This window comes from Pantoea sp. E956-1 (assembly GCF_982223955.1).
In genome coordinates this window covers 287,378-313,825 of the sequence record NZ_CEUYZP010000002.1, presented here as the reverse complement: position 1 = coordinate 313,825, position 26,448 = coordinate 287,378, and the positions used below count along the sequence as shown (strand labels likewise).

General features: G+C 56.6%; 26 protein-coding genes. 14 read left to right on the top strand and 12 right to left on the bottom strand.

Annotated features, from left to right (window positions below; all coding sequences use genetic code 11):
- Positions 1-123: 123 nt before the first annotated feature.
- From cydD to infA, 4 genes are all read left to right on the top strand, one after another.
- A complete protein-coding gene (gene cydD / locus AC0T7J_RS08965; protein WP_473793566.1) occupies positions 124-1,893 on the top strand; it encodes a heme ABC transporter permease/ATP-binding protein CydD in 1,770 nt (589 codons plus the stop codon).
- A complete protein-coding gene (gene cydC, locus AC0T7J_RS08960; RefSeq protein WP_473793565.1) occupies positions 1,893-3,623 on the top strand; it encodes a heme ABC transporter ATP-binding protein/permease CydC in 1,731 nt (576 codons plus the stop codon). The genes cydD and cydC overlap by 1 nt, the downstream gene beginning before the upstream one ends.
- Positions 3,624-3,656: 33 nt before the next feature.
- The gene (aat, locus tag AC0T7J_RS08955) at positions 3,657-4,349 is read left to right on the top strand and encodes a leucyl/phenylalanyl-tRNA--protein transferase (protein WP_473793563.1); all 693 of its coding nucleotides are present in this window, start codon (positions 3,657-3,659) and stop codon (positions 4,347-4,349) included.
- Positions 4,350-4,694: 345 nt separating this feature from the next.
- On the top strand, positions 4,695-4,913 hold the full coding sequence (infA, locus tag AC0T7J_RS08950) for a translation initiation factor IF-1 (protein WP_002211347.1): 219 nt from the start codon (positions 4,695-4,697) through the stop codon (positions 4,911-4,913).
- Positions 4,914-4,998: 85 nt separating this feature from the next.
- On the opposite strand, the gene clpA is transcribed toward infA, so the two are convergent.
- Positions 4,999-7,275 (bottom strand): ATP-dependent Clp protease ATP-binding subunit ClpA, encoded by a 2,277-nt coding sequence (gene clpA / locus AC0T7J_RS08945; protein WP_031593147.1) that lies wholly within the window; start codon positions 7,273-7,275, stop codon positions 4,999-5,001.
- A 52-nt stretch (positions 7,276-7,327) separates the two neighbouring features.
- Positions 7,328-7,648 (bottom strand): ATP-dependent Clp protease adapter ClpS, encoded by a 321-nt coding sequence (gene clpS / locus AC0T7J_RS08940; protein WP_473793560.1) that lies wholly within the window; start codon positions 7,646-7,648, stop codon positions 7,328-7,330.
- Between the two features lie 316 nt (positions 7,649-7,964).
- Here clpS and cspD point away from each other — a divergent pair, with 316 nt between their 5' ends.
- Positions 7,965-8,186 carry a cold shock-like protein CspD gene (gene cspD / locus AC0T7J_RS08935; protein WP_010254451.1) on the top strand — a complete coding sequence of 74 codons (222 nt, stop codon included), beginning with the start codon at positions 7,965-7,967 and terminating at the stop codon, positions 8,184-8,186.
- A gap of 74 nt (positions 8,187-8,260) precedes the next feature.
- Here the strand turns inward: cspD and AC0T7J_RS08930 are convergent, their stop codons facing one another.
- Positions 8,261-9,898 carry a DUF2813 domain-containing protein gene (locus AC0T7J_RS08930; RefSeq protein ID WP_473793558.1) on the bottom strand — a complete coding sequence of 546 codons (1,638 nt, stop codon included), beginning with the start codon at positions 9,896-9,898 and terminating at the stop codon, positions 8,261-8,263.
- Between the two features lie 132 nt (positions 9,899-10,030).
- Between AC0T7J_RS08930 and AC0T7J_RS08925 the strand changes: the two genes are divergently transcribed.
- From AC0T7J_RS08925 to ltaE, 3 genes are all read left to right on the top strand, one after another.
- Positions 10,031-10,930: a LysO family transporter gene (locus AC0T7J_RS08925; RefSeq protein WP_473793557.1), complete on the top strand. Its 900-nt coding sequence runs from the start codon at positions 10,031-10,033 to the stop codon at positions 10,928-10,930.
- Between the two features lie 130 nt (positions 10,931-11,060).
- The gene (gene poxB, locus AC0T7J_RS08920; protein WP_033757117.1) at positions 11,061-12,782 is read left to right on the top strand and encodes a ubiquinone-dependent pyruvate dehydrogenase; all 1,722 of its coding nucleotides are present in this window, start codon (positions 11,061-11,063) and stop codon (positions 12,780-12,782) included.
- 69 nt (positions 12,783-12,851) lie between these two features.
- Positions 12,852-13,853 (top strand): low-specificity L-threonine aldolase, encoded by a 1,002-nt coding sequence (gene ltaE, locus AC0T7J_RS08915; protein ID WP_143990587.1) that lies wholly within the window; start codon positions 12,852-12,854, stop codon positions 13,851-13,853.
- Positions 13,854-13,857: 4 nt separating this feature from the next.
- Here the strand turns inward: ltaE and AC0T7J_RS08910 are convergent, their stop codons facing one another.
- Both AC0T7J_RS08910 and AC0T7J_RS08905 read right to left on the bottom strand, forming a co-directional pair.
- Positions 13,858-14,682 carry an N-acetylmuramoyl-L-alanine amidase gene (locus AC0T7J_RS08910; RefSeq protein ID WP_473793555.1) on the bottom strand — a complete coding sequence of 275 codons (825 nt, stop codon included), beginning with the start codon at positions 14,680-14,682 and terminating at the stop codon, positions 13,858-13,860.
- Positions 14,679-14,999 carry a heavy metal-binding domain-containing protein gene (locus tag AC0T7J_RS08905; protein WP_003849304.1) on the bottom strand — a complete coding sequence of 107 codons (321 nt, stop codon included), beginning with the start codon at positions 14,997-14,999 and terminating at the stop codon, positions 14,679-14,681. Before AC0T7J_RS08905 ends, AC0T7J_RS08910 begins: the two co-directional genes overlap by 4 nt.
- Before the next feature lie 106 nt (positions 15,000-15,105).
- Here AC0T7J_RS08905 and AC0T7J_RS08900 point away from each other — a divergent pair, with 106 nt between their 5' ends.
- The 6 genes from AC0T7J_RS08900 to AC0T7J_RS08875 all read left to right on the top strand — a co-directional run bounded on the left by AC0T7J_RS08900 (position 15,106) and on the right by AC0T7J_RS08875 (position 19,582).
- A complete protein-coding gene (locus AC0T7J_RS08900; protein WP_010254434.1) occupies positions 15,106-15,645 on the top strand; it encodes a lipoprotein in 540 nt (179 codons plus the stop codon).
- Positions 15,646-15,869: 224 nt separating this feature from the next.
- On the top strand, positions 15,870-16,598 hold the full coding sequence (artP, locus tag AC0T7J_RS08895; protein WP_010254433.1) for an arginine ABC transporter ATP-binding protein ArtP: 729 nt from the start codon (positions 15,870-15,872) through the stop codon (positions 16,596-16,598).
- Positions 16,599-16,613: 15 nt separating this feature from the next.
- Positions 16,614-17,345, top strand: coding sequence for an arginine ABC transporter substrate-binding protein (gene artJ / locus AC0T7J_RS08890; protein WP_473793552.1), 732 nt, complete (start codon positions 16,614-16,616; stop codon positions 17,343-17,345).
- Positions 17,346-17,351: 6 nt separating this feature from the next.
- Positions 17,352-18,068, top strand: coding sequence for an arginine ABC transporter permease ArtQ (gene artQ, locus AC0T7J_RS08885; RefSeq protein WP_473793550.1), 717 nt, complete (start codon positions 17,352-17,354; stop codon positions 18,066-18,068).
- Complete coding sequence (gene artM, locus AC0T7J_RS08880; RefSeq protein WP_473793548.1) at positions 18,068-18,736, top strand: arginine ABC transporter permease ArtM; 669 nt, start codon at positions 18,068-18,070, stop codon at positions 18,734-18,736. The genes artQ and artM overlap by 1 nt, the downstream gene beginning before the upstream one ends.
- A 114-nt stretch (positions 18,737-18,850) precedes the next feature.
- A complete protein-coding gene (locus AC0T7J_RS08875) occupies positions 18,851-19,582 on the top strand; it encodes an arginine ABC transporter substrate-binding protein (protein WP_473793546.1) in 732 nt (243 codons plus the stop codon).
- On the opposite strand, the gene rlmC is transcribed toward AC0T7J_RS08875, so the two are convergent.
- From rlmC to AC0T7J_RS08840, 7 genes are all read right to left on the bottom strand, one after another.
- Positions 19,561-20,751 (bottom strand): 23S rRNA (uracil(747)-C(5))-methyltransferase RlmC, encoded by a 1,191-nt coding sequence (rlmC, locus tag AC0T7J_RS08870; RefSeq protein WP_473793545.1) that lies wholly within the window; start codon positions 20,749-20,751, stop codon positions 19,561-19,563. The genes AC0T7J_RS08875 and rlmC overlap by 22 nt on opposite strands.
- A 41-nt stretch (positions 20,752-20,792) precedes the next feature.
- Positions 20,793-21,260 (bottom strand): YbjO family protein, encoded by a 468-nt coding sequence (locus tag AC0T7J_RS08865; protein WP_010254423.1) that lies wholly within the window; start codon positions 21,258-21,260, stop codon positions 20,793-20,795.
- 75 nt (positions 21,261-21,335) lie between these two features.
- The gene (gene potI / locus AC0T7J_RS08860; protein WP_010254422.1) at positions 21,336-22,181 is read right to left on the bottom strand and encodes a putrescine ABC transporter permease PotI; all 846 of its coding nucleotides are present in this window, start codon (positions 22,179-22,181) and stop codon (positions 21,336-21,338) included.
- Complete coding sequence (potH, locus tag AC0T7J_RS08855; RefSeq protein ID WP_010254421.1) at positions 22,178-23,140, bottom strand: putrescine ABC transporter permease PotH; 963 nt, start codon at positions 23,138-23,140, stop codon at positions 22,178-22,180. Before potH ends, potI begins: the two co-directional genes overlap by 4 nt.
- Before the next feature lie 9 nt (positions 23,141-23,149).
- Positions 23,150-24,283, bottom strand: coding sequence for a putrescine ABC transporter ATP-binding subunit PotG (gene potG, locus AC0T7J_RS08850; protein ID WP_010254420.1), 1,134 nt, complete (start codon positions 24,281-24,283; stop codon positions 23,150-23,152).
- A 122-nt stretch (positions 24,284-24,405) separates the two neighbouring features.
- The gene (potF, locus tag AC0T7J_RS08845; RefSeq protein WP_010254418.1) at positions 24,406-25,515 is read right to left on the bottom strand and encodes a spermidine/putrescine ABC transporter substrate-binding protein PotF; all 1,110 of its coding nucleotides are present in this window, start codon (positions 25,513-25,515) and stop codon (positions 24,406-24,408) included.
- A gap of 387 nt (positions 25,516-25,902) precedes the next feature.
- On the bottom strand, positions 25,903-26,382 hold the full coding sequence (locus tag AC0T7J_RS08840) for a YbjN domain-containing protein (RefSeq protein ID WP_022625960.1): 480 nt from the start codon (positions 26,380-26,382) through the stop codon (positions 25,903-25,905).
- Between the last annotated feature and the right edge of the window lie 66 nt (positions 26,383-26,448).

The window sequence follows — 26,448 nt, the reverse complement described above, 5'->3', positions numbered from 1 at the left end:
AAATGTTCCAGGCGACGGTTTTTCCGTCGCCTTTTTTATTGCTCTCATGCTAGATTCTTGCGCCTGAAGAGATGGAAATGTCTTTCCATTTTCACCCGTCATCGACATTCATCATGGTCTCGCATGGACAAATCGCGGCAGCAGCATCTTACTCGCTGGCTTCGTCAGCAACGTCATTTCGCCGGTCGCTGGTTGCGCCTCAACACGCTGCTGGGTATGGCAAGTGCACTTCTGATCATTGCCCAGGCGGGTTTACTGGCCTCGCTGCTTCAGGCTCTGATTAGTGACCATCAGCCGCGTGAAGCCCTGACGGTCAGCATCCTGCTGTTACTGCTCTGCTTTGTGCTCCGCGCCCTGATTAACTATGCCCGCGAACTGACCGGTTATCGTGCCGGGCAGGCTATCCGTCAGGCTTTACGTCAGCAGGTATTAGACCGGTTGTCTGATCTGGGGCCGGCGTGGATTCAGGGAAAGCCAGCCGGCAGCTGGGCGACGCTGCTGCTGGAGCAGATCGAAGAGATGCAGGAATACTACGCGCGCTATCTGCCACAGATGACCCTGGCGGTGCTGATTCCCTGCTGCATTCTGCTGACTATTTTTCCGCTCAACTGGACGGCGGGTCTGATCCTGTTTGCCACCGCGCCACTGATTCCGCTGTTTATGGCGCTGGTCGGGATGGGTGCGGCCGAGGCCAACCGCCGGAACTTCCTGGTGCTGGCGCGCCTGAGTGGTAACTTTCTTGACCGCCTGCGCGGCAGAGAGACGCTGCGTCTGTTTCATCGTGGCGCAGCGGAGCAGCAGGCGGTTGCCGCCGCCACCACCGATTTTCGCCAGCGCACTATGGAAGTGCTGCGCTTAGCGTTTCTTTCCTCCGCCGTGCTGGAGTTTTTTGCCTCGTTAGCGATTGCCGTGGTGGCCGTTTACTTTGGTTTCTCCTATCTGGGCGAATTGCATTTCGGTGACTACGGCCAGGGCGTGACGCTGTTTGCTGGCTTTCTGGTGCTGATCCTTGCCCCGGAGTTTTTCCAGCCGCTGCGCGATCTCGGCGCTTTCTATCATGCCAAAGCCCAGGCTGTAGGCGGTGCCGATGCCCTTGAAGCCTTTATGCAGGCAACACCCACCACCGCGCCGCAGGAAGGTCAGTTGCCTTTCACTGCCGATCGATCAATCGCACTTACCGCCGAAGATCTGCGTGTCTGTGCGCCTGATGGTCAGGAATTGTGCGGCCCGCTCTCTTTCACTATCGCCTCTGGCGAACAGATTGCACTGGTCGGTCAAAGCGGGGCCGGTAAAACGGCCCTGATGAATGCCCTGCTCGGCTTTCTGCCTTATCAGGGCTCGCTCAAAGCGAATGGCGTTGAACTCCGCGATATACAACGAAGTGACTGGCATAAACAACTCAGCTGGGTAGGACAGAATCCTCAGTTACCGGCCGCCACCTTGCGCGACAACATCGTGATGAATGCGGCCTGGGATGACGAGCGTTTTGCGGCGCTGCTGGAGTCGTGCGGCATTAATGAGTTTCTGCCTCGACTGCCCCAGGGCATTGACACCCAGCCCGGCGATGGCGGTAATCAGCTGTCGGTGGGTCAGGCGCAGCGGGTCGCGGTCGCGCGCGCACTCTATAAATCCTCGCATTTTTTGCTGCTCGATGAACCCGCAGCCAGCCTGGATGCGCTCAGTGAACGTCATGTGATGCTGGCGCTGAACCAGGCGGCAGCCCGCCAGACCACGCTGATGATAACCCATCAGATTGATACGCTAAGTCACTGGCAGACTCTCTGGGTAATGGAAGCCGGTAAGCTGGTGCAACAGGGTAACTGGCAGCAGCTGTCGCAACAGCCGGGTGCTTTCAGTGAGATGCTGAAGCATCGTCAACAGGAGATTCGCTGATGTCTGCCTTGCGTCCTTTTCTTCGTCTCTGGCTGCGCCACCCTTATCGCCTGGCGCTGGGCATCGTGCTGGCGATTGTTACCCTGCTGGCCAGTATCGGTCTGCTGACGCTTTCAGGCTGGTTTCTGGCCGCCTCGTCAGTGGCAGGCGTAGCCGGTCTCTATACCTTCAACTATATGCTGCCTGCGGCAGGTGTGCGTGGCGCCGCCATCATTCGCACTGCCGCACGCTATGCTGAACGTCTGGTCAGCCACGATGCGACATTCAGGGTTCTTCAGCATCTGCGTGTCCACACCTTCAGTCGGCTGATGGCCCTTTCGCCAGGCCAGCTTTCGCGGTTCCGGCAGGCTGACCTGCTCAACCGCTTCGTGGCCGATGTCGATACGCTGGATCACCTCTATCTGCGCGTCATCTCGCCGTTGATCGGCGCACTGGTGGTGATTGTCGTGGTTACCTTTGGAATGAGTTTCATCGATGTTCAGCTGGCATTGACGCTGGGCGGCATCATGCTGAGTACGCTGGTGGTGATGCCAGCGCTGTTTTATCGTCTAGGATCACCTGCAGGCATCGCCATTGCCCGCGGCCGCGCGCGCTGGCGCTTACAGCTAATGCAGTGGCTGACCTCTCAGGCTGAACTCACCCTGTACGGTGCCTCGCGGGGCTGGCGTCAGCAACTTGATGAAGATGAACAGCGCTGGCAGCAGGCTCAGAGCCAGCAACAGCGCTTGCAGGCTGCGGCACAAAGCCTGCTGCTGCTGATTAGCGGCGTAACCGTCACACTGTTGCTCTGGCTTAGTGCGGCGACAATCAGCCAGCAGCATTTGCCCGGCTCGCTGATTGCACTGGTGGTGTTTTGCGCGCTGGCGGCATTCGAGGCGCTGGCACCGGTTGCAGGGGCCTTTCTGCCCATGTCGCAGGTGAACAATGCCGCTCAGCGGGTCAATGACATTATCGATCAGGCACCCGCTATCCCCTTTCCGGCAGCTTCAGACGCCCGGCCAGGACGTCTCGCGGTCGATATCGATCAGCTCGACTTCAGCTATCCCGACCGCCCGGATAAAGTGCTGAACCGCTGTAGCCTTAAGGTGGCTGCTGGTGAACACATTGCACTGCTGGGGCCGACTGGCTGCGGCAAATCCACTCTGCTGGCGCTGTTGACCCGTGGCTGGGATAGTCAGCACGGTGTTATCAGCCTGAATGACCTGCCAATCACCGCATGGTCAGAGCCAGCGCTGCGTCAGCGCATCAGTGTCGTGACTCAGCGGGTTCATCTCTTCAGTCAGAGCCTGCGCGATAACTTACTGCTGGCCTGTCCCGATGCTACTGATGAGCAGTTACGTCGCGTGCTGAATGACGTCGGCCTGCAGCGCCTGCTTGAGAGTCCGGAAGAATTAAACGCCTGGATGGGAGAAGGCGGTCGCCCGCTGTCAGGCGGCGAACTGCGTCGACTGGCGCTGGCGCGTGCATTACTGCATGACGGCGATCTCTGGCTGCTGGATGAACCCACCGAAGGGCTGGATGCCACCACCGAACAGCATATTCTTACCCTGCTGCAGCGGCTGACCGCTGGCAAGACCGTAATAATGGTCACCCACCGGCTCAGCGGACTGGAGCAGATGGATCGCATCTGCGTGATGGATAATGGCGTAATTGTTGAACAGGGAAGTCATGCCGAATTAATCTCAAAAGCAGGTCGCTACTGGCGTTTCCGGCAACGGATTGCGCTATAGTCTTAGCGAAATGCTGATAGGTAACATAACGCGATGAGACTGGTACAACTGTCACGGGAATCTTTGCAATTTCCCCCACCGGAAATGGCGCTGCGCGAGCCAAACGGCCTGCTGGCCATGGGAGGTGACCTCTCCCCCGCCCGGTTACTTAACGCATATCAGCGCGGCATTTTTCCGTGGTTTTCTTCTGGCGACCCGATTCTCTGGTGGTCGCCCGATCCTCGCGCAGTCCTGCTGCCTGAGCAGTTTCATCTCAGCCGGAGCATGAAGCGTTTTCACAGCCGTTCGCCCTATCGGGTGACGATGAATGAGTCGTTTGCCGAGGTGCTCGAGGGTTGTGCCACCGGTCGCGAGGAAGGCACCTGGATTACCTTTGAAATGAAGCGCGCCTGGTTGCGATTGTATGAACTGGGCCACGCCCATTCCATTGAGGTGTGGAACGAACATCAGCTGGCAGGAGGCCTGTATGGGCTGGCGATGGGGCAAATCTTCTGCGGCGAATCAATGTTCAGCCGTCAGCAGAATGCGTCAAAAACCGCACTTTGGGTGTTTTGTCAGCATTTCATCAGACATCAGGGCCGTCTGGTGGATTGTCAGGTACTTAACCCTCATACGGCCTCTTTGGGGGCGCAGGAGATCCCGCGCGCCGACTATCTGCAATATGTACAAAGCCTTGCATGCCAGCCTGTCAGCGATGGCTGCTGGCAGACACAAACCCTTTTTTAGTCGCACAGAGATGTTTTGCACACATAAAGGCGTATTAAGTGGTATAATGGTCGAGTTTGGTATGTCGTCCGCGCTTCGCAATAACGAGCCGGAATTGCCAGGCTGGGAATCTCAACGCACTCTCGGAACTGTTTTCAATCGTGCGCGTGTAACCGGTTGATACAGATTCTTAGCCCGCTAATCCCCCGCAGACGTCACATAAACACCCTAATTTTACCGGATGCGCGCGACTGACGTGCACCCCGGCAAAGCGTTGGCAAAATCGCCGACGGTTCTTTACATAAATCGTTGAATTGGGCATTATCTTGCCGGTTCAACTGAAAGGTAGTACACCCAGAGGATTCGATGGCCAAAGAAGACAATATTGAAATGCAAGGTACCGTACTGGATACGTTACCTAACACCATGTTCCGCGTAGAACTTGAGAACGGACACGTGGTTACTGCTCATATCTCCGGTAAAATGCGCAAAAACTATATCCGCATCCTGACGGGTGACAAAGTGACCGTTGAGCTGACCCCGTACGACCTGAGCAAAGGCCGCATTGTCTTCCGTAGTCGCTAATTTGCAGTAATCTCATCGCCCTGCAATTTGCAGCGAAAAAAAGGCCGGATTTTAATCCGGCCTTTTTCACATCTGCAGCAGGTGATTAATGCACAGTGCCTTCGGTTTTGCGTTTTTCAGCACTCAGGAAGTGATAGGTCAGTTCACCTTTCTCACGATCCAGCGCCACTGACACCGAGCCGCCATCCACCAGCGAACCAAACAGCAGTTCATTGGCTAACGGTTTCTTCAGGCTGTCCTGCACGGTGCGCGCCATCGGACGAGCGCCCATCGCTTTGTCGTAGCCTTTCTCAGCAAGCCAGTCGCGTGCTTCATCGCTGACTTCCAGCGACACGCCTTTGGCATCCAGCTGCGCCTGCAACTCGACAATGAACTTGTCGACCACCTGATGGATCACCTCTGGTGACAGGTGACTGAACCAGATAATGTTGTCGAGACGGTTACGAAACTCTGGAGAAAACATCTTTTTGATCTCTTCCATGGCATCGGTGCTGTTGTCCTGATGAATCAGGCCAATCGACTTACGTTCGGTCTCGCGGACACCGGCGTTGGTGGTCATGACCAGCACCACGTTGCGGAAGTCCGCTTTGCGACCATTGTTGTCGGTCAGCATACCGTTATCCATCACCTGCAGCAGCAGGTTGAAGACATCCGGGTGTGCTTTTTCTATCTCATCCAGCAACACCACCGCATGAGGATGCTTAATCACCGCATCCGTCAGCAGGCCGCCCTGATCAAAACCGACGTAACCCGGAGGCGCACCAATCAAACGGCTGACGGTGTGACGCTCCATATACTCGGACATATCAAAGCGCAGCAGTTCAATACCCAGCGCTTTCGCCAGCTGCACGGTGACTTCCGTTTTACCAACACCGGTAGGCCCGGCAAACAGGAAGGAACCGACCGGCTTACGATCCTGACCCAGACCTGCACGGCTCATTTTGATCGCTTCCGTCAGCGCCTCAATGGCGTTGTCCTGGCCAAACACCAGCATCTTCAGACGATCGCCCAGATTTTTCAGCGTATCGCGGTCGCTTGCTGACACGCTTTGCTCAGGAATACGGGCAATACGGGCCACCACAGTCTCAATGTCAGAGACGTTGATGGTTTTCTTGCGCTTACTGGCTGGCATCAGGCGCGCTCGCGCACCCGCTTCATCAATCACATCAATCGCCTTGTCAGGCAGATGACGGTCGTTGATATATTTCACCGCCAGTTCCACCGCTGCGCGCACCGCTTTCGCGGTATAGCGCACATCGTGATGCGCTTCGTATTTGGTCTTCAGGCCATTCAGGATCTGCACGGTCTCTTCAGATGAAGGCTCCGTGATATCAATCTTCTGGAAGCGACGTGCCAGGGCACGATCTTTTTCAAAGATGTTGCTGAATTCCTGATAGGTGGTGGAACCCATTACCCGAATCTTGCCAGAGGAAAGCAGAGGTTTGATCAGGTTCGCAGCATCGACCTGGCCGCCGGACGCGGCACCCGCACCGATAATGGTATGGATCTCATCGATAAACAGAATGCTGTGTTCGTCCTGCTCCAGCTGCTTCAGCAGCGCTTTGAAACGTTTTTCAAAGTCACCACGGTACTTGGTGCCGGCTAATAACGAACCGATATCCAGCGAGTAGATCGTGCAGTCTTTCATCACTTCCGGTACATCGCCCTGCTCTATGCGCCAGGCGAGACCTTCAGCAATGGCGGTTTTACCCACACCCGACTCACCCACCAGCAGCGGGTTATTTTTACGGCGACGGCATAGCACCTGAACGGTACGTTCCAGCTCTTTATCGCGACCAATCAGTGGATCAATACCACCGACGCGAGCAAGCTGATTAAGATTGGTGGTGAAGTTTTCCATACGCTCCTCCCCGCCTGCCTGCTCTTCGTTAACCGGATTTTCTGCGCCTGGCGCCTGGCCGGGCTCATCTTTGCGCGTACCGTGAGAGATGAAGTTCACCACATCAAGGCGGCTCACTTCATGTTTGCGAAGCAGATAGGCCGCTTGCGACTCCTGCTCGCTGAAAATGGCGACCAGCACATTCGCACCGGAGACTTCGCTGCGACCGGATGACTGGACATGGAAAACCGCACGCTGCAGGACGCGCTGGAAGCTGAGCGTGGGTTGTGTATCACGCTCCTCTTCGCTGGCAGGCAGCACGGGCGTGGTTTGTTCGATGAAGGCTTCGAGTTCCTGCCGCAGAGCCACAATGTCCACCGTACAGGCTTCCAGTGCCTCTCTGGCCGACGGGTTACTGAGCAACGCCAGTAACAGATGCTCGACGGTCATAAACTCATGACGGTGCTCACGCGCTCTGGCGAAAGCCATATTTAAACTGAGTTCCAGTTCTTGATTGAGCATTAGGCACCTCCCCCAATTATCGCCCTTACCTGTTTCCTATATGGAGACGGGTTCAGGCCTTTTCCAGCGTACACAGCAACGGATGATGGTTTTCCCGTGCATAGTTGTTCACCTGGGCCGCTTTTGTTTCGGCGACTTCTGCAGTAAATACACCACAGATCGCCTTGCCGTGATAGTGAACTTTCAACATCAGCTGCGTTGCACGTTCAACATCATAAGAAAAGAACTTTTGTACAACGTCAATAACAAATTCCATAGGTGTATAATCGTCATTATTCAGAATGACTTTATACATAGAAGGCGGCTTTAACCCTTCACGTACTTTATCGTCGGCCAGATGTTCAAAGTTAAGCCAGTCGTTTGTGTTTGCCATAGTGTTCCGTTGAGATTTTGCTTTTAGCCTTTAAGTGGCTACATATTGAGAGTTTAACATGCCTGTCAAGCCGCAGGCCGCTGCTGAAAATTTATTCAGAAATTCCCGTGCGCGACCTGTATCACAAAATTTGCAATAGCGTTAACTGCTTCAAATTTTGATGATTTTTTCCCCACCTGGCCCGGTGGTTTGCTTGACGTCAGCCGCGCTTTCTCTACATTCTACCTGCACAGGCTGATTGAGTTTTAATCAAATCCGACTCACAGCTTCAATGACCTCACCTACTTATAAAATGTCTTGCGAGGGAAGTAAAAGCATGGAGACGGGCACAGTTAAATGGTTCAATAATTCCAAAGGCTTTGGCTTTATCTGTCCTATCGGCGGTGGTGAAGATATTTTTGCGCACTACTCCACCATTCAGATGGAAGGCTACCGCACGCTGAAGGCAGGCCAGCAGGTTCAGTTCGATGTCCACGAAGGCCCGAAAGGTAATCACGCCAGCCTGATCGTGCCGGTCGAGGTGCAGGCTGTGGCCTGACACGCATTTCCTTTCTGAACAGAGACTCAAAAATGCCAGCCAGTGACGCTGGCATTTTCATATTCGATATGACCTCAGTCCGCCTGGCCCTGCGCCAGTCCAATCACCCGGGCAAACATCTGCCGCATCAACGGTGGGATGGCCTCTTCACCACGTTCCGCCGCCGACGTAGCCACTGCGATTGCCAGTTCCGGCTTGGAGCTCTGGTGAATCGCTTTAGTAATAATACGCCTGGAACTCATCGGAACGTTTAACGGCAGGTGCGCCATCTGGTGATAGACATCCTGAAAACCGTGCTGATAGAGAAAATTTTCCATATCCAGCGCCGGTAACTGCGTAAGAAAACGTGGCTCCGGTTCACCCGGCTGTAACTGCGTGCGTGCCGTGCTGGCATATTTATTCCCCGCCTGATCACCGTCAGTCAGGACATGCCAGGCGATACCCATGCGCCGGGCAAACTTCAGTAGCGGTTTTAACCCCGACTGCGCAAACTCGATCACCTTTACCCCTTCAGCGGCGAAGTTGTAACCGCACTGCTGCGCCAGCTCATTCATGATCCAGACTTCGGTTTCCCCCTCCACCAGCAGCCAGCAACGGGCGAAGAGCGCCGCAGGCCGGTTGACCCGAATATGGAATCCGATGCGCCGGCTCTCTTCGGCACTCAGTCCCTCCGGACCGATGCGCCAGGCCGCGACACGCGAGGGTTCACGCACCAGACGGCAGACATTTTCGACCGGCACCTGAGAGAGCAGTTCCGGCGAATTAGTGGTAGCGATTTTTTGCAACGGCAGCAGCCTCAGCAGATTCCATGTTACCGACAGCATAATCGGATGCAGCCGGGTTTCCGGATCTTCAATCAGCAGCAGCGGGCGGGCACCGGCGGCCAGCGGGACATCACCTCTTGCTTCTATCAGCAGGGTAAACATCTGCAACAGGATCAGCTGACGGCTGCGGGAGTCGGTTCCGGCAATCAGTTGATTCAGGTGATCCAGCGCCCGCCATCCCTGTTCCCCCTCGCGCGTCTGCGGATCCCGTAGCCTGACCTCGTTGCCCGCATCAGGCGGCTGCACCAGAAAGTAGTGCTGCATCAGTTGCTGCATGGTCTTCAGCCCCTGCCGCAGTACCTCATCGCTGAGCTGTTGCGGATGGTGCTCCAGATCGCGCGCCAGCGTCTCCATACCCGCCAGTAGCTCAGGATGTGCGGCGGGCAGCGGCGCACTGTTCCGCGTCCGCTTGCTGAAACGCGCATCGCGCAATCGCAGCACCGGATAACGCTTCAGCAACAGGTCGATTGCCGCCGCACAGTTCTGCTCAGGCAACAGCTGATAGTTCAGGTCAACAAAACGGCGGCGGGTTTCGATACCGCCGTCACGCCAGGTGGCGCTGACGCTATAACAGAGCCGACGCTGGCCCTGAGCATCAGGCTGCCAGAAAGTCGAGAGCACTGCTTCCGGGTCGCTACCGTCATCACGAAAGTGGAACACGACTGAAAGTCGACGCATCGTGTCGGTCACATCGCCCGGGGTGAAATGGAAATCAGCCTCAGTAAAAACATAAGCTGGTTCGTGAGGCGAAAGTAACAGGCTCAGGGCATCCAGCAGGCTGGATTTGCCCCAGGCATTTTCACCAATCAGCAGATTGGTCTGGGTTAAAGGCAGTGAGAGCTTATTGATGCCGCGGAAACCGCGAATGTCGATATGTTCCAGAATCATAGGCGTCCATCCTCAGGTTATAAACAGCATGGTTGTCGCCAGCGAGCCGGTCAAGCCGCTTTCTCAGGGTTTACTCCGTTACGCTTTTTCGCTAGCGTGTGGCCTCTTCCCCCATGGATGGCCCATATCGCTATGTACTCCGGACTCCTGATTATTCTGCTGCCGCTGATCGCCGGCTGGCTGCTACCGTTCCGTCAAACCGCAACCCTGCGCCGGGTCAATCAGCTGCTGGGCTGGATGGTTTACGTCATTCTGTTCTTTATGGGCATCAGCCTGGCCTTTCTCGACAACCTGAGCAGCAATCTGCTGGCGGTATTTTACACCGCGCTGGTCGCGGCATTCTGCATTCTGCTATGCAACCTGCTGGCGCTGCGCGGGCTGGAAAAATATGCCCCCTGGCAGCATGCGCATCGGCAGGAGAAACTGCCCTCGCGGCTGCATATGGCACTGGACTCCCTGAAGCTGTGCGGCGTGGTTATCATCGGTTTTCTGCTTGGCCTGACCCAGTGGCCTCTGCTGCACCACGCCTCGACGGCCAGCGAATATGCGCTGATTTTCCTGCTGTTTCTGGTGGGCATTCAGCTGCGGGGCAGCGGCATGACGCTGCGTCAGATTATCCTGAACCGTCGTGGCATGCTGGTCGCCAGCGTGGTGCTGGTCAGCGCGCTTATCGGCGGCATGATTGCGGCGTTGCTGCTGGGCGTGTCGCTGAAAACCGGTCTGGCGTTAGCCAGCGGTTTTGGCTGGTACTCTCTCTCCGGCATTCTGATGACCGAAGCTTATGGTCCGGTCATCGGCAGCGCCGCCTTCTTCAACGACCTGATACGTGAACTGGTGGCAATCATGCTCATTCCGGCGTTGATTGGCCGTCATCGCTCCAGCGCACTGGGCCTGTGCGGCGCCACCTCAATGGACTTTACCCTGCCGGTGCTGCAGCGGGCGGGCGGTAATGAGATCGTTCCGGCCGCCATTGTGCACGGCTTTGTGATGAGCCTGCTGGCCCCGATTCTCATCGCCCTCTTCTCCGCCTGAGTCCTGTCTGATATGCGCTGAGCTCTGCCAGCGCATTTTTTCACGCCTGCTTTTCTGCCGTGTCGTCTACGCTTCTTTTTTCGGTTCTGGTCACGTCACTCTTCAGGGCGGGCCGACAAAGGAGAAGAGCATGAAACAAACCGTCGCGGCGCTGGTCGCCAAAACGCTGGAAAGCGCGGGCGTAAAACGCATCTGGGGCGTCACCGGGGATTCACTTAACGGCCTGAGCGACAGTCTTAATCGCATGGGCACCATTGAATGGATGCCGACGCGCCATGAAGAAGTCGCCGCATTCGCAGCGGGCGCGGAAGCGCACATCAGCGGTGAACTGGCGGTCTGCGCCGGCTCCTGCGGGCCAGGCAACTTACATCTCATCAACGGTTTGTTCGACTGCCATCGCAACCGCGTCCCGGTTCTGGCAATTGCGGCACATATTCCCTCCAGCGAAATCGGCAGCGGCTATTTTCAGGAAACCCATCCGCAGGAGCTGTTCCGCGAATGCAGCCACTACTGCGAACTGGTTTCGAACCCTGAGCAGCTACCGCAGGTGCTGGGCATCGCGATGCGTAAAGCGATTCTGAATCGTGGCGTCTCGGTGGTGGTGCTGCCTGGGGATGTCGCGCTGAAACTGGCGCCAGAAAGCGCCAGCGCGGAATGGTATCCACCACAGTTGCCGCAGGTCCTGCCACAGCCCGCCGAACTGGCGCAGCTGGCGCAGACGCTGAACGAAGCCAGCGATATTACGCTGCTGTGCGGCAGTGGCTGCGCCGGAGCGCATCAGGAGGTGGTAGCGCTGGCAGAAGCGCTGAAAGCCCCTATCGTCCATGCGCTGCGCGGCAAAGAACACATCGAATATGACAACCCTTATGATGTCGGCATGACCGGTCTGATCGGTTTCTCATCCGGTTTTCACGCCATGATGAATGCCGGGACGCTGGTGTTGCTGGGCACGCAGTTCCCCTATCGCGCCTTCTATCCGGAAAAGGCAAAAATCATCCAGATCGACATCAATCCAGGCAGCCTTGGGTCACATTGTCACGTCGATCAGGCCTATGTCGGCGATGTAAAAAGCACACTGCAGGCGCTGCTGCCGCAACTGACGCACAAAAGCGATCGCAGCCATCTCGACAGCGCGGTTAAGCACTATGTCGAGGCACGTAAAAGTCTGGACGAACTGGCGCAGCCCAATGACAAGCAGCCGATCCATCCGCAATATCTGGCACAGCAGATCAGCCACTACGCCAGTGATGACGCCATCTTTACCTGCGATGTCGGGACACCGACCGTCTGGGCGGCGCGCTATCTGAAGATGAACGGCAGACGTCGCCTGCTGGGTTCGTTTAACCACGGCTCAATGGCGAACGCGATGCCACAGGCGCTGGGCGCGCAGTCGATCGATCGCAATCGTCAGGTAGTGGCACTGTGTGGCGACGGCGGCTTCAGCATGCTGATGGGGGATTTTATCTCGCTGGCGCAACTGAAAATGCCGGTCAAACTGGTGATCTTTAACAACAGCGTGCTGGGGTTTGTGGCGATGGAGATGAAAGCGGGTGGCTATCTCACCGATGGCACCGAGCTGGAGAATCCTGACTTTGCCGCTATCGCCGAGGCCTGCGGTATCCGGGGTATCCGGGTCGAAAAGGCATCTGATCTCAATGGCGCGCTGGAGCAGGCGTTTGCCCACGATGGCCCGGTGCTGGTGGATGTCATTACCGCCAAAGAGGAACTGGCGATGCCGCCGGAGATCAAAATGGAGCAGGCTAAAGGCTTCAGTCTCTACATGCTGCGCGCCATCATGAATGGTCGCGGTGATGAGGTGGTAGAACTGGCGAAAACCAACTGGCTGCGGTAAAACAGGGGTTCTATCCAGGCGGGCGCGATGCCCGCCTTTTTTTTCTTTCGCCACGTTCAGGAGCATAGGGTGATCGATTTACGCAGTGATACCGTAACCCGGCCCAGCGCCGCCATGTTAAGCGCGATGATGTCTGCCGAAACCGGTGATGACGTCTACCGTGACGACCCCACCGTCAATGCGCTGGAGGCGGAAGCCGCACGGCTGAGCGGCAAAGCAGCGGCGCTGTTTTTCCCGACCGGCACCCAGGCGAACCTGGTGGCGCTACTCAGCCATTGCGAACGCGGCGATGAATATATCGTGGGTCAGCAGGCGCACAACTACAAATATGAAGCGGGCGGTGCCGCGGTGCTGGGCAGTATTCAGCCGCAACCAGTGCTGGCCGCCGACGATGGTACGCTGCCGCTCGACGTCGTAGCGGCCGCCATCAAGCCGGACGATATTCACTTTGCCCGCACCCGCCTGCTGAGTCTGGAGAACACGCATCACGGTAAGGTGCTGCCGCTGGCGTATCTGGAACAGGCATGGACGTTTACCCGCGAGCACCAGCTGGCGCTGCACATTGATGGCGCACGCATTTTCAATGCGGTGGTCGCGCAACAGACCACGCTGGCAGCGATTGCCCGCTACTGCGATACCCTGACCATCTGTCTCTCTAAAGGTCTGGGCACGCCTGTCGGTTCTCTGCTGTGTGGCGACACGGCGCTAATTGAGCGCGCACGTCGCTGGCGTAAAATGACCGGCGGCGGCATGCGCCAGGCCGGTATTCTGGCGGCGGCGGGTCTCTATGCGTTAGAACACAACGTGGCGCGGCTGCAGGAGGATCATGATAATGCGGCCTGGCTGGGACAGCAGTTGCATGAGCTGGGCGTTCAGGTCATCGATCAGCAGACCAACATGCTGTTTGTGGCGGTGCCGGAAGCCCAGGTCAAACCATTAGGTGAATGGATGAAGGCGCGCGGGGTGTTAATCAGCGCAGGAACCCGCACCCGGCTGGTCACCCATCTGGATGCAGATCGTGCGGCGCTGGCGCAGGTCGTCGCCCACTGGAAGGCGTTTTTACACCAATAATCCGCTATTGCGCCGCGCCATATTTATCCAGTAGCGCGGCGGCTATCGCGGCGGTTTCTGCATCGGGCTGCCCGCGATAATCCGCAGGCCGGAAATGCATCTGAAACGCGGCGATCACCCTCTGCTGTTCACGATCGCTCATCCCTGCCGTCACCGGATAGCCGTAGCGCTGCAGACTTTCCAGTAGTGGCTCCACAGGCACCGCCGCGTGCGGATCCTGACCCGCTAAATGAAACGCGACCTGCCGGGCATCGGGCCAGGCACCCATTCCGTGCCGGGCCAGCTGTTGCCACGGAAAGAGTGGGCCGGGATCCTGCTTACGCTGCGGCGCGATATCACTGTGACCGACGATGTTTTCCGGTGCGATGCCGTAGCGCTGTGCAATATCGCGCAGCAGCGCCTCCAGCGTGGTGATCTGCGCGGCGATAAACGGCTGCCATTCAAGACCCGTCAGGGTCCGGCGATAACCCTGGTTCACCAGTTCGATACCAATCGATGTGTCATTGATGCGGCTGGCTCCGCGCCAGAAGCTTGGCCCGGCATGCCAGGCGAGCTGCTGCTCCGGCACCAGTTGCCAGATAACGCCTTTCCCGGCGCGCTGTGGCGGCTGGCGGGGGATAAGATAGTGGGCGCTGACTTCCCGATCGGTCAGGGTCGCCAGCGACGAAGAAAAATCTTCGGCGGTGTAGTGGATCACTATCACCTTAACCCGCGGTCGCGCGCCCTGCGCCGGATGCCGCAGATCGGCCCAGTAGCCGTCACGGGATTCTATCCCGGACTGGCAGCCCGCCAGCAGCAGCGCCAGTATCAGCCACAGCCACCGTTTCAACGAATGATCACCGCCGTGCCGCTGACGCTCACCATCAGCATGCTGCCATCTTTGCCGACCGTTTCGTAATCAATATCGATACCGACTACTGCGTTGGCGCCCAGCGCTTTTGCCTGCTCCTCCAGCTCTTCAAACGCGATCTCTCGCGCTTTACGCAACTCTTTCTCGTAAGCACCGGAGCGGCCACCGACCACATCACGGATGCCGGCAAAAAAATCACGGAAGATGTTGGCACCCAGAATCGCTTCACCGGTGACGACGCCGCAATATTCGCTGATGCTGTGACCTTCCAGCGTTGGGGTTGTTGAAAATTTCATCGCATTCTCCTTGTTGAAAACCAGGCTAAGGCTCTTTCGACTAAAAAGCACGGCTATACTCTATGCTAAAAAGGGCACCTTGCCAGAGAACCATAAGGAAATCGAGATGAGAAACAACGCGTTTGCGCTAATGATCCCGGCGGCCCTGCTGCTCAGCGCCTGTACCACCGTTGAGCCAGTGATTAAGGATAATGGCCCACGTACCGCACCGTGCATTGAAGGCGGTCCTGACCAGGTGGCCCAGCAGTTTTACGACCTGCGTATCGAACAGCCTACGCAGGGTCTGCCCGACAGCAACACCCTGGCAAAATATCGCCCTTACCTGAGTGATGCGCTGTACCACTCATTGCAGGCGGCCAGCGGCAGCAATGCAGGCGCACAGTGGCGCAATGGTGATCTCTTCTCCAGCCTGTCACAGGGTCCGACCGCTGCCAGCGTTGCTGATGCCTCCACCATTCCGAACCGCGATGCACGCAACATCCCGCTGCGGGTCGATCTGAGCCGCGACGGCAAGCAGTGGCAGGATGAAGTGCTGATGATCCATCAGGGCAGTTGCTGGGTGGTGGATGATGTGCGCTACATGGCCAACCCTGCGCATGCCGAGGGTGGCAGCCTGAGCCAGATGCTTGAGAAATCGAAAAAATAACCTCAGGCTTAACCGTCAAGAGAAGCGCAGTCGCCCCCGGGCGCTGCGCTTTTTTTATTTCCGCCGCCCGGCCCGCTGCAGCGGGCTGACGCCAGGCAGCGCATGATATTGTGCTAAGCTTTTGCAGTTACCCTGCTGTTTTACAAATTTTAACCCGCCTTATTTGCATAACTATTCTGGTGACGTTAAAATCCGCGACACTAATAGCTATTCAAATCTGGCGCATGAGTATTCAACTAAACGCAATAAACTGCTTCTACGGTGCTCATCAGGCGCTGTTCGACATTAACCTTGAGTGTCCGCAAGGCGAGACCCTGGTACTGCTGGGTCCCAGCGGTGCGGGTAAGAGTTCGCTGCTGCGGGTGCTTAACCTGCTGGAGCAACCCCGTTCAGGTCAGTTGCAGATTGCCGGTAATCAGTTCGACTTCAGCCAGAAACCCTCCGATGCGGCGATTCGTGAACTGCGTCAGAACGTCGGTATGGTGTTTCAGCAGTACAATCTCTGGCCGCACCTTACCGTGCTGCAGAACCTGATTGAAGCGCCCTGCCGGGTACTGGGCCTCAGCAAAAGCGACGCCCGCGCCCGCGCCGACAAGCTGCTTGACCGGCTGCGCCTGACGCCCTACAGCGATCGCTTTCCGCTGCATCTCTCCGGTGGTCAGCAGCAGCGTGTGGCGATTGCCCGCGCGCTGATGATGGAGCCGCAGGTGCTGCTGTTTGATGAGCCGACTGCCGCGCTGGACCCTGAAATTACCGCACAGATTGTCAGTATCATTCGCGAACTGGCCCAGACCCGCATTACCCAGGTGATTGTGACCCATGAAGTGGAGGTGGCACGTAAAACGGCCAGCCGCGTCGTCTATATGGAGAACGGTCATATTGTGGAACAGGGCGATGCCAGCCGCTTTACACAGCCGCAAACCGAGGCGTTTGCTCACTATCTTTCGCACTAAGTCAGGATGCTAAAAATGAAAAAAATGGTACTTGCTGCACTGCTTGCTGGTTTTAGCCTGAGCGCTACGGCGGCACAGACGATTCGTTTTGCGACCGAAGCCTCTTATCCTCCTTTTGAATTTGTGGATGCGGACAACAAGATTCAGGGCTTTGATGTCGATCTGGCCAATGCGCTGTGTAAAGAGATTGACGCAACCTGCACCTTCACCAATCAGGCGTTCGACAGCCTGATCCCGAGTCTGAAATTCCGTCGCTTTGATGCGGTGATGGCGGGCATGGATATCACGCCAGATCGTGAAAAACAGGTCCTGTTCACCAAGCCTTACTACGACAACTCCGCGCTGTTTGTTGCCCAGAAAGGCAAAGTCGCCAGCGTCGAAGCGCTGAAAGGCAAGCGGGTTGGCGTCCAGAACGGCACCACCCATCAGAAATACCTGACTGAGAAACACAGCGAAATCACCACCGTTCCTTACGACAGCTATCAGAATGCGGTGCTGGATTTGAAAAATGGCCGTATTGATGCTGTGTTCGGTGACACCGCAGTCGTCAACGAGTGGCTGAAGCAGAATGCCGCGCTGGCTGCCGTCGGCGACAAAGTCACGGACAAAGCCTACTTTGGTACCGGCCTGGGCATTGCGGTACGTACCGGCAACACCGATCTGCAGACCAGATTCAATGGCGCGCTGGATAAGATCAAAGCAGACGGCACGTATAAAACCATCTACAGCAAATGGTTCCAGCAGTAATCTCTGATGAATGAAATGATGACCCTCGCAAGCGCCGCCGGCATGACCGTCGGCCTTGCTGTTTGTGCTCTCATCGCTGGCCTGGTGCTGGCGATGATTTTCGCTGGCTGGGAGTCACTGCGCCTGAGACCGCTGGCGTGGATTGGCACCGGCCTGGTGACGCTGATCCGCGGCCTGCCGGAAATTCTGGTGGTGCTGTTTATCTATTTTGGCGCCTCACAGCTGCTGCTCACCCTCTCTGACGGCTTCACCCTGAATTTCGGCCTGTTTCAGTTACCGATTCAGGTAGAAATTGAAAACTTCGACGTCAGTCCGTTCCTGTGCGGTGTGATAGCGCTGGCGATGCTGTATGCCGCCTACGCCTCGCAGACGCTGCGCGGCGCGCTGAAAGCGGTGCCGATGGGCCAGTGGGAGTCGGGTCAGGCGCTGGGCATGAAAAAATCGGCCATCTTTCTCCGGCTGATTATGCCGCAGATGTGGCGTCACGCCCTGCCCGGTCTGGGCAATCAGTGGCTGGTGCTGCTGAAAGATACCGCGCTGGTCTCGCTGATTAGCGTCAACGATCTGATGCTGCAAACCAAAAGTATCGCCACCCGCACGCAGGAGCCGTTTACCTGGTTCCTGGTAGCGGCCGCTATCTACTTAGTGATCACGCTCTTCAGCCAGGCGGTGTTACGCCGCATCGAAATGCGCACCACCCGCTTTGAACGGGGGAACAGCTAATGCTGGCCTATCTGCCTGAACTCCTGAAAGGGTTGCATACCAGCCTGACGCTGACGGCAGCCTCGCTGGTCGTGGCCCTGCTGCTGGCGCTGCTCTTCACCGTGGTGCTGTCGCTGAAAACGCCGGTGTTCAACCCGCTGATCAAAGGCTTTATTACGCTGTTTACCGGCACACCGCTGCTGGTGCAGATCTTCCTGATCTATTACGGTCCGGGACAGTTTCCCTCGATCCAGCAGATCCCCTGGCTGTGGCATTTACTGTCGCAGCCCTGGCTGTGCGCGATGCTGGCGCTGTCCCTGAACAGCGCGGCTTACACCACGCAGCTGTTTTACGGTGCGGTGCGTGCGATTCCTTCCGGACAGTGGCAATCGTGTGCCGCGCTCGGCATGAGCCGCAAAGATACCCTGCGCATTCTGCTGCCGTATGCATTTAAACGCGCCCTCTCCTCCTACTCCAATGAAGTGGTGCTGGTGTTCAAAGGCACGTCGCTGGCCTACACCATCACCCTGATGGAAGTCATGGGCCACGGCCAGTTGCTCTATGGCCGCACCTACGACATCACGGTCTATGCCGCGGCGGGTCTGGTTTATCTCTGCGTTAACGGTTTGCTCACGCTGATGATGCGGCTGATCGAAAAGCGCGCCCTGGCTTTTGAACGACGTAACTGATATCCGGGCGAGGCTCCTCGCCCTTTTCGCCTGAAAAATCACGCTAATTGCATGAAAATTCATTTTATGGCAGGGTATTGCCTTCTCTGGCTGACCACATCACAGGATCATAAAATGAAAAAATGGATTGTTGCCGCGGCGCTGGCTTCGCTGGCACTTACCGCCCAGGCAGCGGAAAAGATTCGCTTCGCCGCCTCAGCGACTTATCCGCCGTTTGAATCCCTGGACCGGGAAAATAACCTGGTGGGATTTGATATCGACCTGGCCAAAGCGCTGTGCCAGCAGATGAAAGCGGAGTGTACCTTTACCAACAATGCCTTCGACAGCCTGATCCCGTCACTGAAGTTCCGCCGCTATGACGCGGTGATTTCCGGCATGGACATCACCACTGAGCGCAGCAAGCAGGTCGATTTTACCCAGCCTTATTATGCTAACTCCGCCATCGTGATCGCCCGTAAAGGCCAGTTCAGCAGCTTTGCTGAGCTTAAGGGCAAGCGCATTGGCGTGGAAAACGGCACCACTCACCAGAAGTACCTGCAGGATAAGCATCAGGACGTGAAAGTGGTGGCATATGACAGCTATCAGAATGCGATTCTGGATATGAAGAGTGGCCGGCTGGATGGCGTGTTTGGCGACAGCGCGGTGGTGAATCAGTGGCTGAAGACCAATGCGGATCTCGCCACTGTCGGTGAACATGTTACGGATGCGGACTACTTTGGCACCGGTCTCGGCATTGCCGTGCGTAAAGGCAATACGGCGCTTCGCGATCAGTTCAATCAGGCACTGAACGAACTGAAAGCCAACGGCAGCTGGCAGCAGCTTAATCAGAAGTGGTTCCCGGAGTAATTACCGGCTGAGGCTGCCTCTGCCGATGCTTTCCCGGACTGGTGCTGACGGCGGCTTAACAGCGTCAGCACTTCAAAATGGGCGGTGTGGGGAAACATATCGAACAGTTGCACCTTCGTCACCTCATAGGCACTGAGTCGGGCAATATCCTGCGCCATGGTCTGCGGATTGCAGCTTGAATAGAGCAGATAATCCGGGGCCATCTGGCTGAGATAGTCACACAGCGCCTCACCAATCCCACGACGCGGTGGATTAACCAGCACCAGCTGCGGTACCGCGTCGCGTCCGGTCGCAAACGCCGTAGAATCCAGCGCCGCAAACTGCACGTTTTCCAGCCCCAGCATCTCAGCGGAACGCCGGGCGCATTTTATCGCCTCGGCGCTGATCTCAATGCCCGTCAGTTCCATCTCCGCTGTCGCGCAGTGCAGACCAAAACCGCCTACGCCGCAGAAGAGATCCCACATACTGTTGACCGGCAGCGCCCTGACCCAGTTGCGCGCGGTGGCATAGAGTGCGCTGGCAACCTGCGGGTTGGTCTGGAAGAAGCTTTGCGGGCGGATCCACAGCGGCACGCCGTTGAAATTCTCTGCCAGCGACTGCGCGGGCGTCAGCGCAATCTCCTCTTCTCCCTCCAGAATCGCCATATGCACGGGCTGAATATTGGCAGAGATCACCGCCAGCTGCGGCAACTGCTGTTGCAGCCACGGCAATGCGACGCGCAGCTGTTCCAGTTTCGCGGTTGAACGCAGGACAAAGCGCAGCATCACGCCGCCCTGCTGGCTTTCGGTTATCAGCAGGAATTTGAGTTCGCCGCGTTTGCGCGCCACGTTATAGGGCGTCAGTCCGGCACGGGCAATAAAGGGCTTAAGTGCAGCGAAAACCGGCTGGAAGCTGGCGGGATAGAGTGGACAATCGCACAGATCGACAGCTTCACCATCACGATGGATTAATCCCAGCACCGGACGCTCGACGCTGCCACTTACCACCATTTTGGCTTTATTACGAAATGCCTGCTGCGGTGAGGTGACCGGCGGCAACCAGGCCGCGACCGGCTGCTCAGCCAGTAACTGTTCCAGCATCGACTGTTTGTCGTTCAGCTGAGTGGGATAGGGTTTTTCCAGCCACTGACAGGAGCGGCAACGGTTAGCGTCATAAAGCGCGCAGTGCATGGTAAAGCCTTAACGATCGGGTCGGGCGGAGCGCGATTGTATCATCGCTTCCTGAAAAAAGCGCGGCTGCTGGCAGGCAGAAACAGCAGCAGGAGCACCAGCAGATCGGGGATTTTCTGCGACAGGGTATGGTGAATAATCTGGACGTTGTTGTCGCCATCAATGCTGAAAATCTCAGGGTAGATCCAGCCCAGCGAGGCGACCAGCATATAGCTGAGCACAATCACCTGCGTCGCCACATAGCCCCAGCGTCCACGGTTACTGCCGCGCATCAGGGTAAAGGCGCAGCGCAGTTCGAACAGGAAGATCAGCTGGCTGGCGACAAAGATGAGTGTCGCGTCCCAGGACTGGGCGCTGCGGTGAACAAAGTTGGCGAGTTCACTGTAACCCAGCTCATTTGCCAGCATCAGGACGCTCAGGCAGCGGGTCGCAATAATAGCAATACCCGCAACCGTCACCGGAACCGGCGCAATTGAAAGCGTGGCACTGCTTTTGAAGATTTCTGACATTGTCCCTGACTCCACCTGATCGAAAAACGGGCCGGTCAGACCGGCCCGTTCATATAGTGGCAAAGGTTACGGATTTCAGCCACGTTTAGCTTTCTGAATATCGCTTAAACGTTGTTTTTCTTCGTGTGCCATCACCCGCCAGGCGATAAAACCGACTAAACCCACCACAAACAGGATCAGCGAAGCCAGCGCATTGATTTCCGGGTTAACGCCGCGTCGCACAGTGGCGAAGATCGCCATCGGCAATGTAGTGGCACCCGGCCCGGTCACGAAGCTGGCGATCACCAGATCGTCGAGTGACAGGGTAAACGCCAGCAGCCAGCCGGTCACAATAGCCGGTGCAATCATGGGCACGGTAATCACGAAAAAGACTTTCAGCGGCGTAGCGCCTAAATCCATCGCCGCCTCTTCGATGGAGCGGTCCAGCTCACGCAGACGCGAGTTAATCACCACGGCCACATAGGCGGTACAGAAGGTGACGTGGGCCAGCCAGATGGTCAGCATGCCGCGCTCGCTCGGCCAGCCAAAGGCGTTGCCCATTGCCACAAACAGCAGCAGCAGCGACAGGCCAGTGATGACGTCGGGCATCACCAGCGGCGCGGTCAGCATAAAGGCAAAACCGTTGTGGCCGCGGAAGCGACCAAAACGCACGATAATCACCGCCGCCAGCGTGCCCAGCACCACCGCCATGGTGGCGGAGAGACCGGCAATGCTCAGACTCAGCAGCACGGCGTCAATCATCGCGCTGTCCTGGAAGAGCACCCTGTACCAGTGGAACGAGAAACTCTCCCACACCGTCACCAGCGGTGAGCTGTTGAAGGAGTAAACCACCAGCAGCAGCATCGGCGCATAGAGGAACAGGAAGCAGCAAACCAGAATCCCGGTACGCCAGGGTGAGCGAATGGTGGGCAAATTATTCATGCCTTCTCTCCCATTTCACGGTTTTGATGCTTGTGGAACCAGATGATCGGCAGAATCAGGATCAGCAGAATGATAACCGCCAGCGCGGAGGCCACCGGCCAGTCACGGTTGTTAAAGAACTCCTGCCACAGGATACGGCCAATCATGATGCTGTCCGGCCCACCCAGCAGTTCAGGAATTACGTACTCCCCCACCGCCGGGATAAACACCAGCATCGATCCAGCGATAATGCCCCCTTTGGTCAGCGGGACAATCACGCTGAAAAAGGTCTTTAGCGGACGCGCGCCCAGATCCAGTGAGGCTTCCACCAGCGAGTAATCAATGCGGGTCAGCGCGGTGTAGATCGGCAGCACCATAAACGGCAGGTAGCAGTAGACGATACCGATATAGACCGCTGTATTGGTGTAGAGGATCACCAGCGGATGATCGATCACCCCCAGCCACAGCAGGAACCGGTTCAGAATACCGTTGTTGTTAAGCAGCCCCATCCAGGCGTAGACGCGCACCAGAAATGAGGTCCACGACGGCAGGATCACCAGCAGCAGCAGAATAGTGCGCATAGAGGGCTTGCTGTGCGCCACGGCCCACGCGAGCGGGTAGCCAATCAGCAGACAGATCACCGTGGAGATCGCCGCCACTTTCAGCGACTGCAGATAGGCATCGACGTAGAGCGGATCGTCGGTCAGCGTCAGGTAGTTGCCGAAATTGAGCACAATGCTGAACTGATCATCAGCCCAGCTCACCAGCTCGGTGTAGGGGGGAATCGCACGCGCAATGTCCGCGAAGCTGATTTTCAGTACCGTCAGAAACGGCAGCAGAAACAACAGCACCAGCCAGACATAAGGCAAGGCGATCACCAGCTTGCGGCCATGCTGCATTTTTATCCGCGTGGCCCAGCGTTGCAGCGGCGTGCCGACCAGTCGGGCAGGCGCTTTAGCGCGTTGGAAAATCTGGCTCATAGCCGCTCCTTAAACCGTCAACACCACGCAGCTGTCGCATTCCCAGCAGAGGCGGACTTCATCACCCCAGGTCGGCAACCCTTTGCGGTAGCGATGTGCGTTTTGCAACTGTGCGCTGATCATCTGTCCGCTGTGCAGACGGACATGGAAGATAGAAAGGTCGCCGAGATAAGCGATGTGGACCACTTCACCCACCGCAAAGTTGCAGCCGTCGGCAGGCACCTCATCGCACAGCATCACTTTTTCCGGGCGCAGCGCGACATGGACCGGCACGTTATCCACCACCGAGACATCGGAGTCGACTTTCAGCGGATGCATCAGGCCGGGACTGTCAATCACCAGGCCATCCGCCTGACGTTCACGCAGTAAGCCTTCGAAAACGTTAACCGAACCGATAAATTCCGCGCTGTAGCGGCTGGTAGGATGCTCGTAGATCTCCTCCGGTTCACCAATCTGCACGAACTTGCCGCGATTCATAATCGCGATACGGCCCGCCATGGTCATCGCCTCTTCCTGATCGTGCGTCACCATCACGCAGGTCGCGCCAACACGCTCCAGAATATCGACCACTTCCAGCTGCATCCTGTCGCGCAGTTTCTTGTCCAGTGCCCCCATCGGCTCATCCAGCAGCAGCAGTTTTGGCCGTTTCGCCAGGCTGCGGGCCAGCGCCACACGCTGACGCTGACCACCGGAGAGCTGGTGCGGTTTGCGTTTAGCAAACTCCTGCATATGCACCAGCGCCAGCATCTCTGCTACCCGGCTGGTGATCTCCCCTTTCGGCAGCCGATCCTGTTTCAGACCAAAGGCGATATTCTGCTCCACCGTCATGTGGGGAAACAGCGCGTAGGACTGGAACATCATGTTGATCGGGCGCTGATAGGGAGCAACGTGGGACAGATCCTGACCATCCAGCACAATCTGCCCGCTGGTTGGCGGCTCAAAACCGGCCAGCATGCGCAGCAGCGTTGATTTACCACAGCCCGATGCGCCCAGCAGGGCAAAGATCTCACCTTTATAAATAGTCAGGCTGACATCATCCACGGCGTGTTGCCCGTCAAAGGATTTGGTCAGATTGCGAATTTCCAGCAGTGGCGTTAACGCCTTTGCGGTTTTATTTTGAGGACGGGGAATGGCATCGTTCACAAAGGTTCTCTCCGGAGCCAGGCGGAACATGGCGACAAAATATGCCGCTAAAAATGGCACAACAGAGGCCGACACCGCGCCTCTGTTGCTGATACATGACAGGTCAATCCGTTAAGGACGAATTACTTACCACTTTTTACTTTAGTCCATGCGCGCGTACGCACACGATCCAGTTTTGGATCCTGGACTTTCAGCACAAACAATTTCGACATCGCTTCAGGCGTCGGGAAGATACCCGGGTTGTTGCGGACATCGGCATTGATCAGCGGCAGCGACGCTTTGTTGCCGTTGGCGTAGTTCATTTTGTTGGAGACATCGGCGATCACTTTCGGATCCATGATGTAGTTCAGCCAGGCGTAAGCGCCATCGAGGTTTTTCGCATCTTTCGGGATCGCCATCATATCGAAGAAGGCCAGTGCGCCCTCTTTTGGAACGCTGTAACCCAGATGCACGCCGTTTTTCGCTGCATCAGCACGGTTTTTCGCCTGCAGAATATCGCCCGACCAGCCAATGGCGACGCAGATATTACCGTTGGCCAGATCGTTGATGTACTGCGACGAATGGAAGTAGCGGATATTCGGACGCAGTTTCAGCAGCAGGTCAGTGGCCGCGCCGGAATACTCTTTGGCATCAGAGGTGTTAGGATCTTTGCCCAGGTAGTTGAGCACCGTGGCGAAAATCTCTTCTGGCGCATCCAGGAAGGAGACGCCGCAGCTTTTCAGCTTCTCCAGGTTTTCCGGCTTCAGCACCAGATCCCAGCTGTTGACCGGCGCATCAGCGCCCAGTGCGGCTTTGACCTTGTCGACGTTGTAGCCGATACCGGTGGTGCCCCACAGATAAGGAATGGCATATTTGTTACCCGGATCGTGCTGCGCCACTTTTTCCATCAGCGCCGGATCGAGGTTTTTGTAGTTAGGCAGTTTGCTCTTATCCAGCGGCTGGAATACCCCGGACTGCAGCTGACGCGCCAGGAAGCTGGAGGATGGCACCACCACATCATAACCGGTGCTGCCCGCCATCAGTTTGCCTTCCAGGACTTCGTTGGAGTCAAACACATCGTAGACCACTTTGATGCCGGACTGCTTTTCAAAGTTCGGCACGGTGTCTGGCGAAATATAATCGGACCAGTTGTAGACGTGCAGCGTTTTATCTTCCGCCATGCTGCTGGCCGATGCGGCCATCAGCGCAGCAGCTACCACAGCTGACAGCCATTTCTGACGTGAGTTGAACATATTTTTCCATCCTCCTGAGCGGGTCATTACAACGCTGCAAACCAGAGATCCCTGCATTGCGTTCTGTACAAGACGTCAGTGACACAATGAATCATTATTCAGCGGGAGTTTAATAGCAAAAACCTATAGCTGAGGCGCAGTTACGCGCCTGTTACAGCCCCGCAAGCATAGCCCCCCCGGTCAGGCTTCACCAGACCCCAGCGTAAAAAACGCCTGAAACCGATATTTTATGCATGTTTGAGCTATGAGGTTCGGCTTTGATGGCATAAACCACGACAAATATCTGGCGTTAAAGGGCAAAATGCAGAATAAAAAATTATCGCGGCAGCGGATGGCGGGCATAAAAAAGCCGTCTCAGGGACGGCTTAGTGTGTGACCATGTCGGGCTTAGTGCAGCACAGAATGAACGCTGGTCACCGGAACGTGCTCTTCTTCTTCGCCCACAATCAACAGATTGTTGGCAAAGGCTTCCAGGATCACCATTGAGATCTGCTCTTCACTCTGTTTCATAAAGTGCGAGAACTGACCAAAGGTTAACCCGGCGGTAGTTATCATTGACTGACAGACAATGAGTTTCGGCAGATTATCATCCTGAATGTCGATAAATGCTTTCACCGTCAGCGAACTGGCATTGATCTGCGACAAATCGCCAACCAGTGGAATCAGCGCCGTCGGCTTCACTTCAGCCAGCGCCGAAAACAGAATGACGTTGTCGACCAGATCGATTTTGGCGTCAAACACCCCATCGAAGTTTTGCATGTGCGGCAGATGAAGTGCCTGACAGGCATCGCATTCGAACCAGGTGATATTTTGCTGATCCAGCCAGCGACGCAGCAGGTCGATATCCGGAACGACAAGAGAATCCATCGTAAAATCCCAGTGGGGTGATAAACAGGCGACTTAGCTTACGGAAAAATGCGCGACGATGCCATG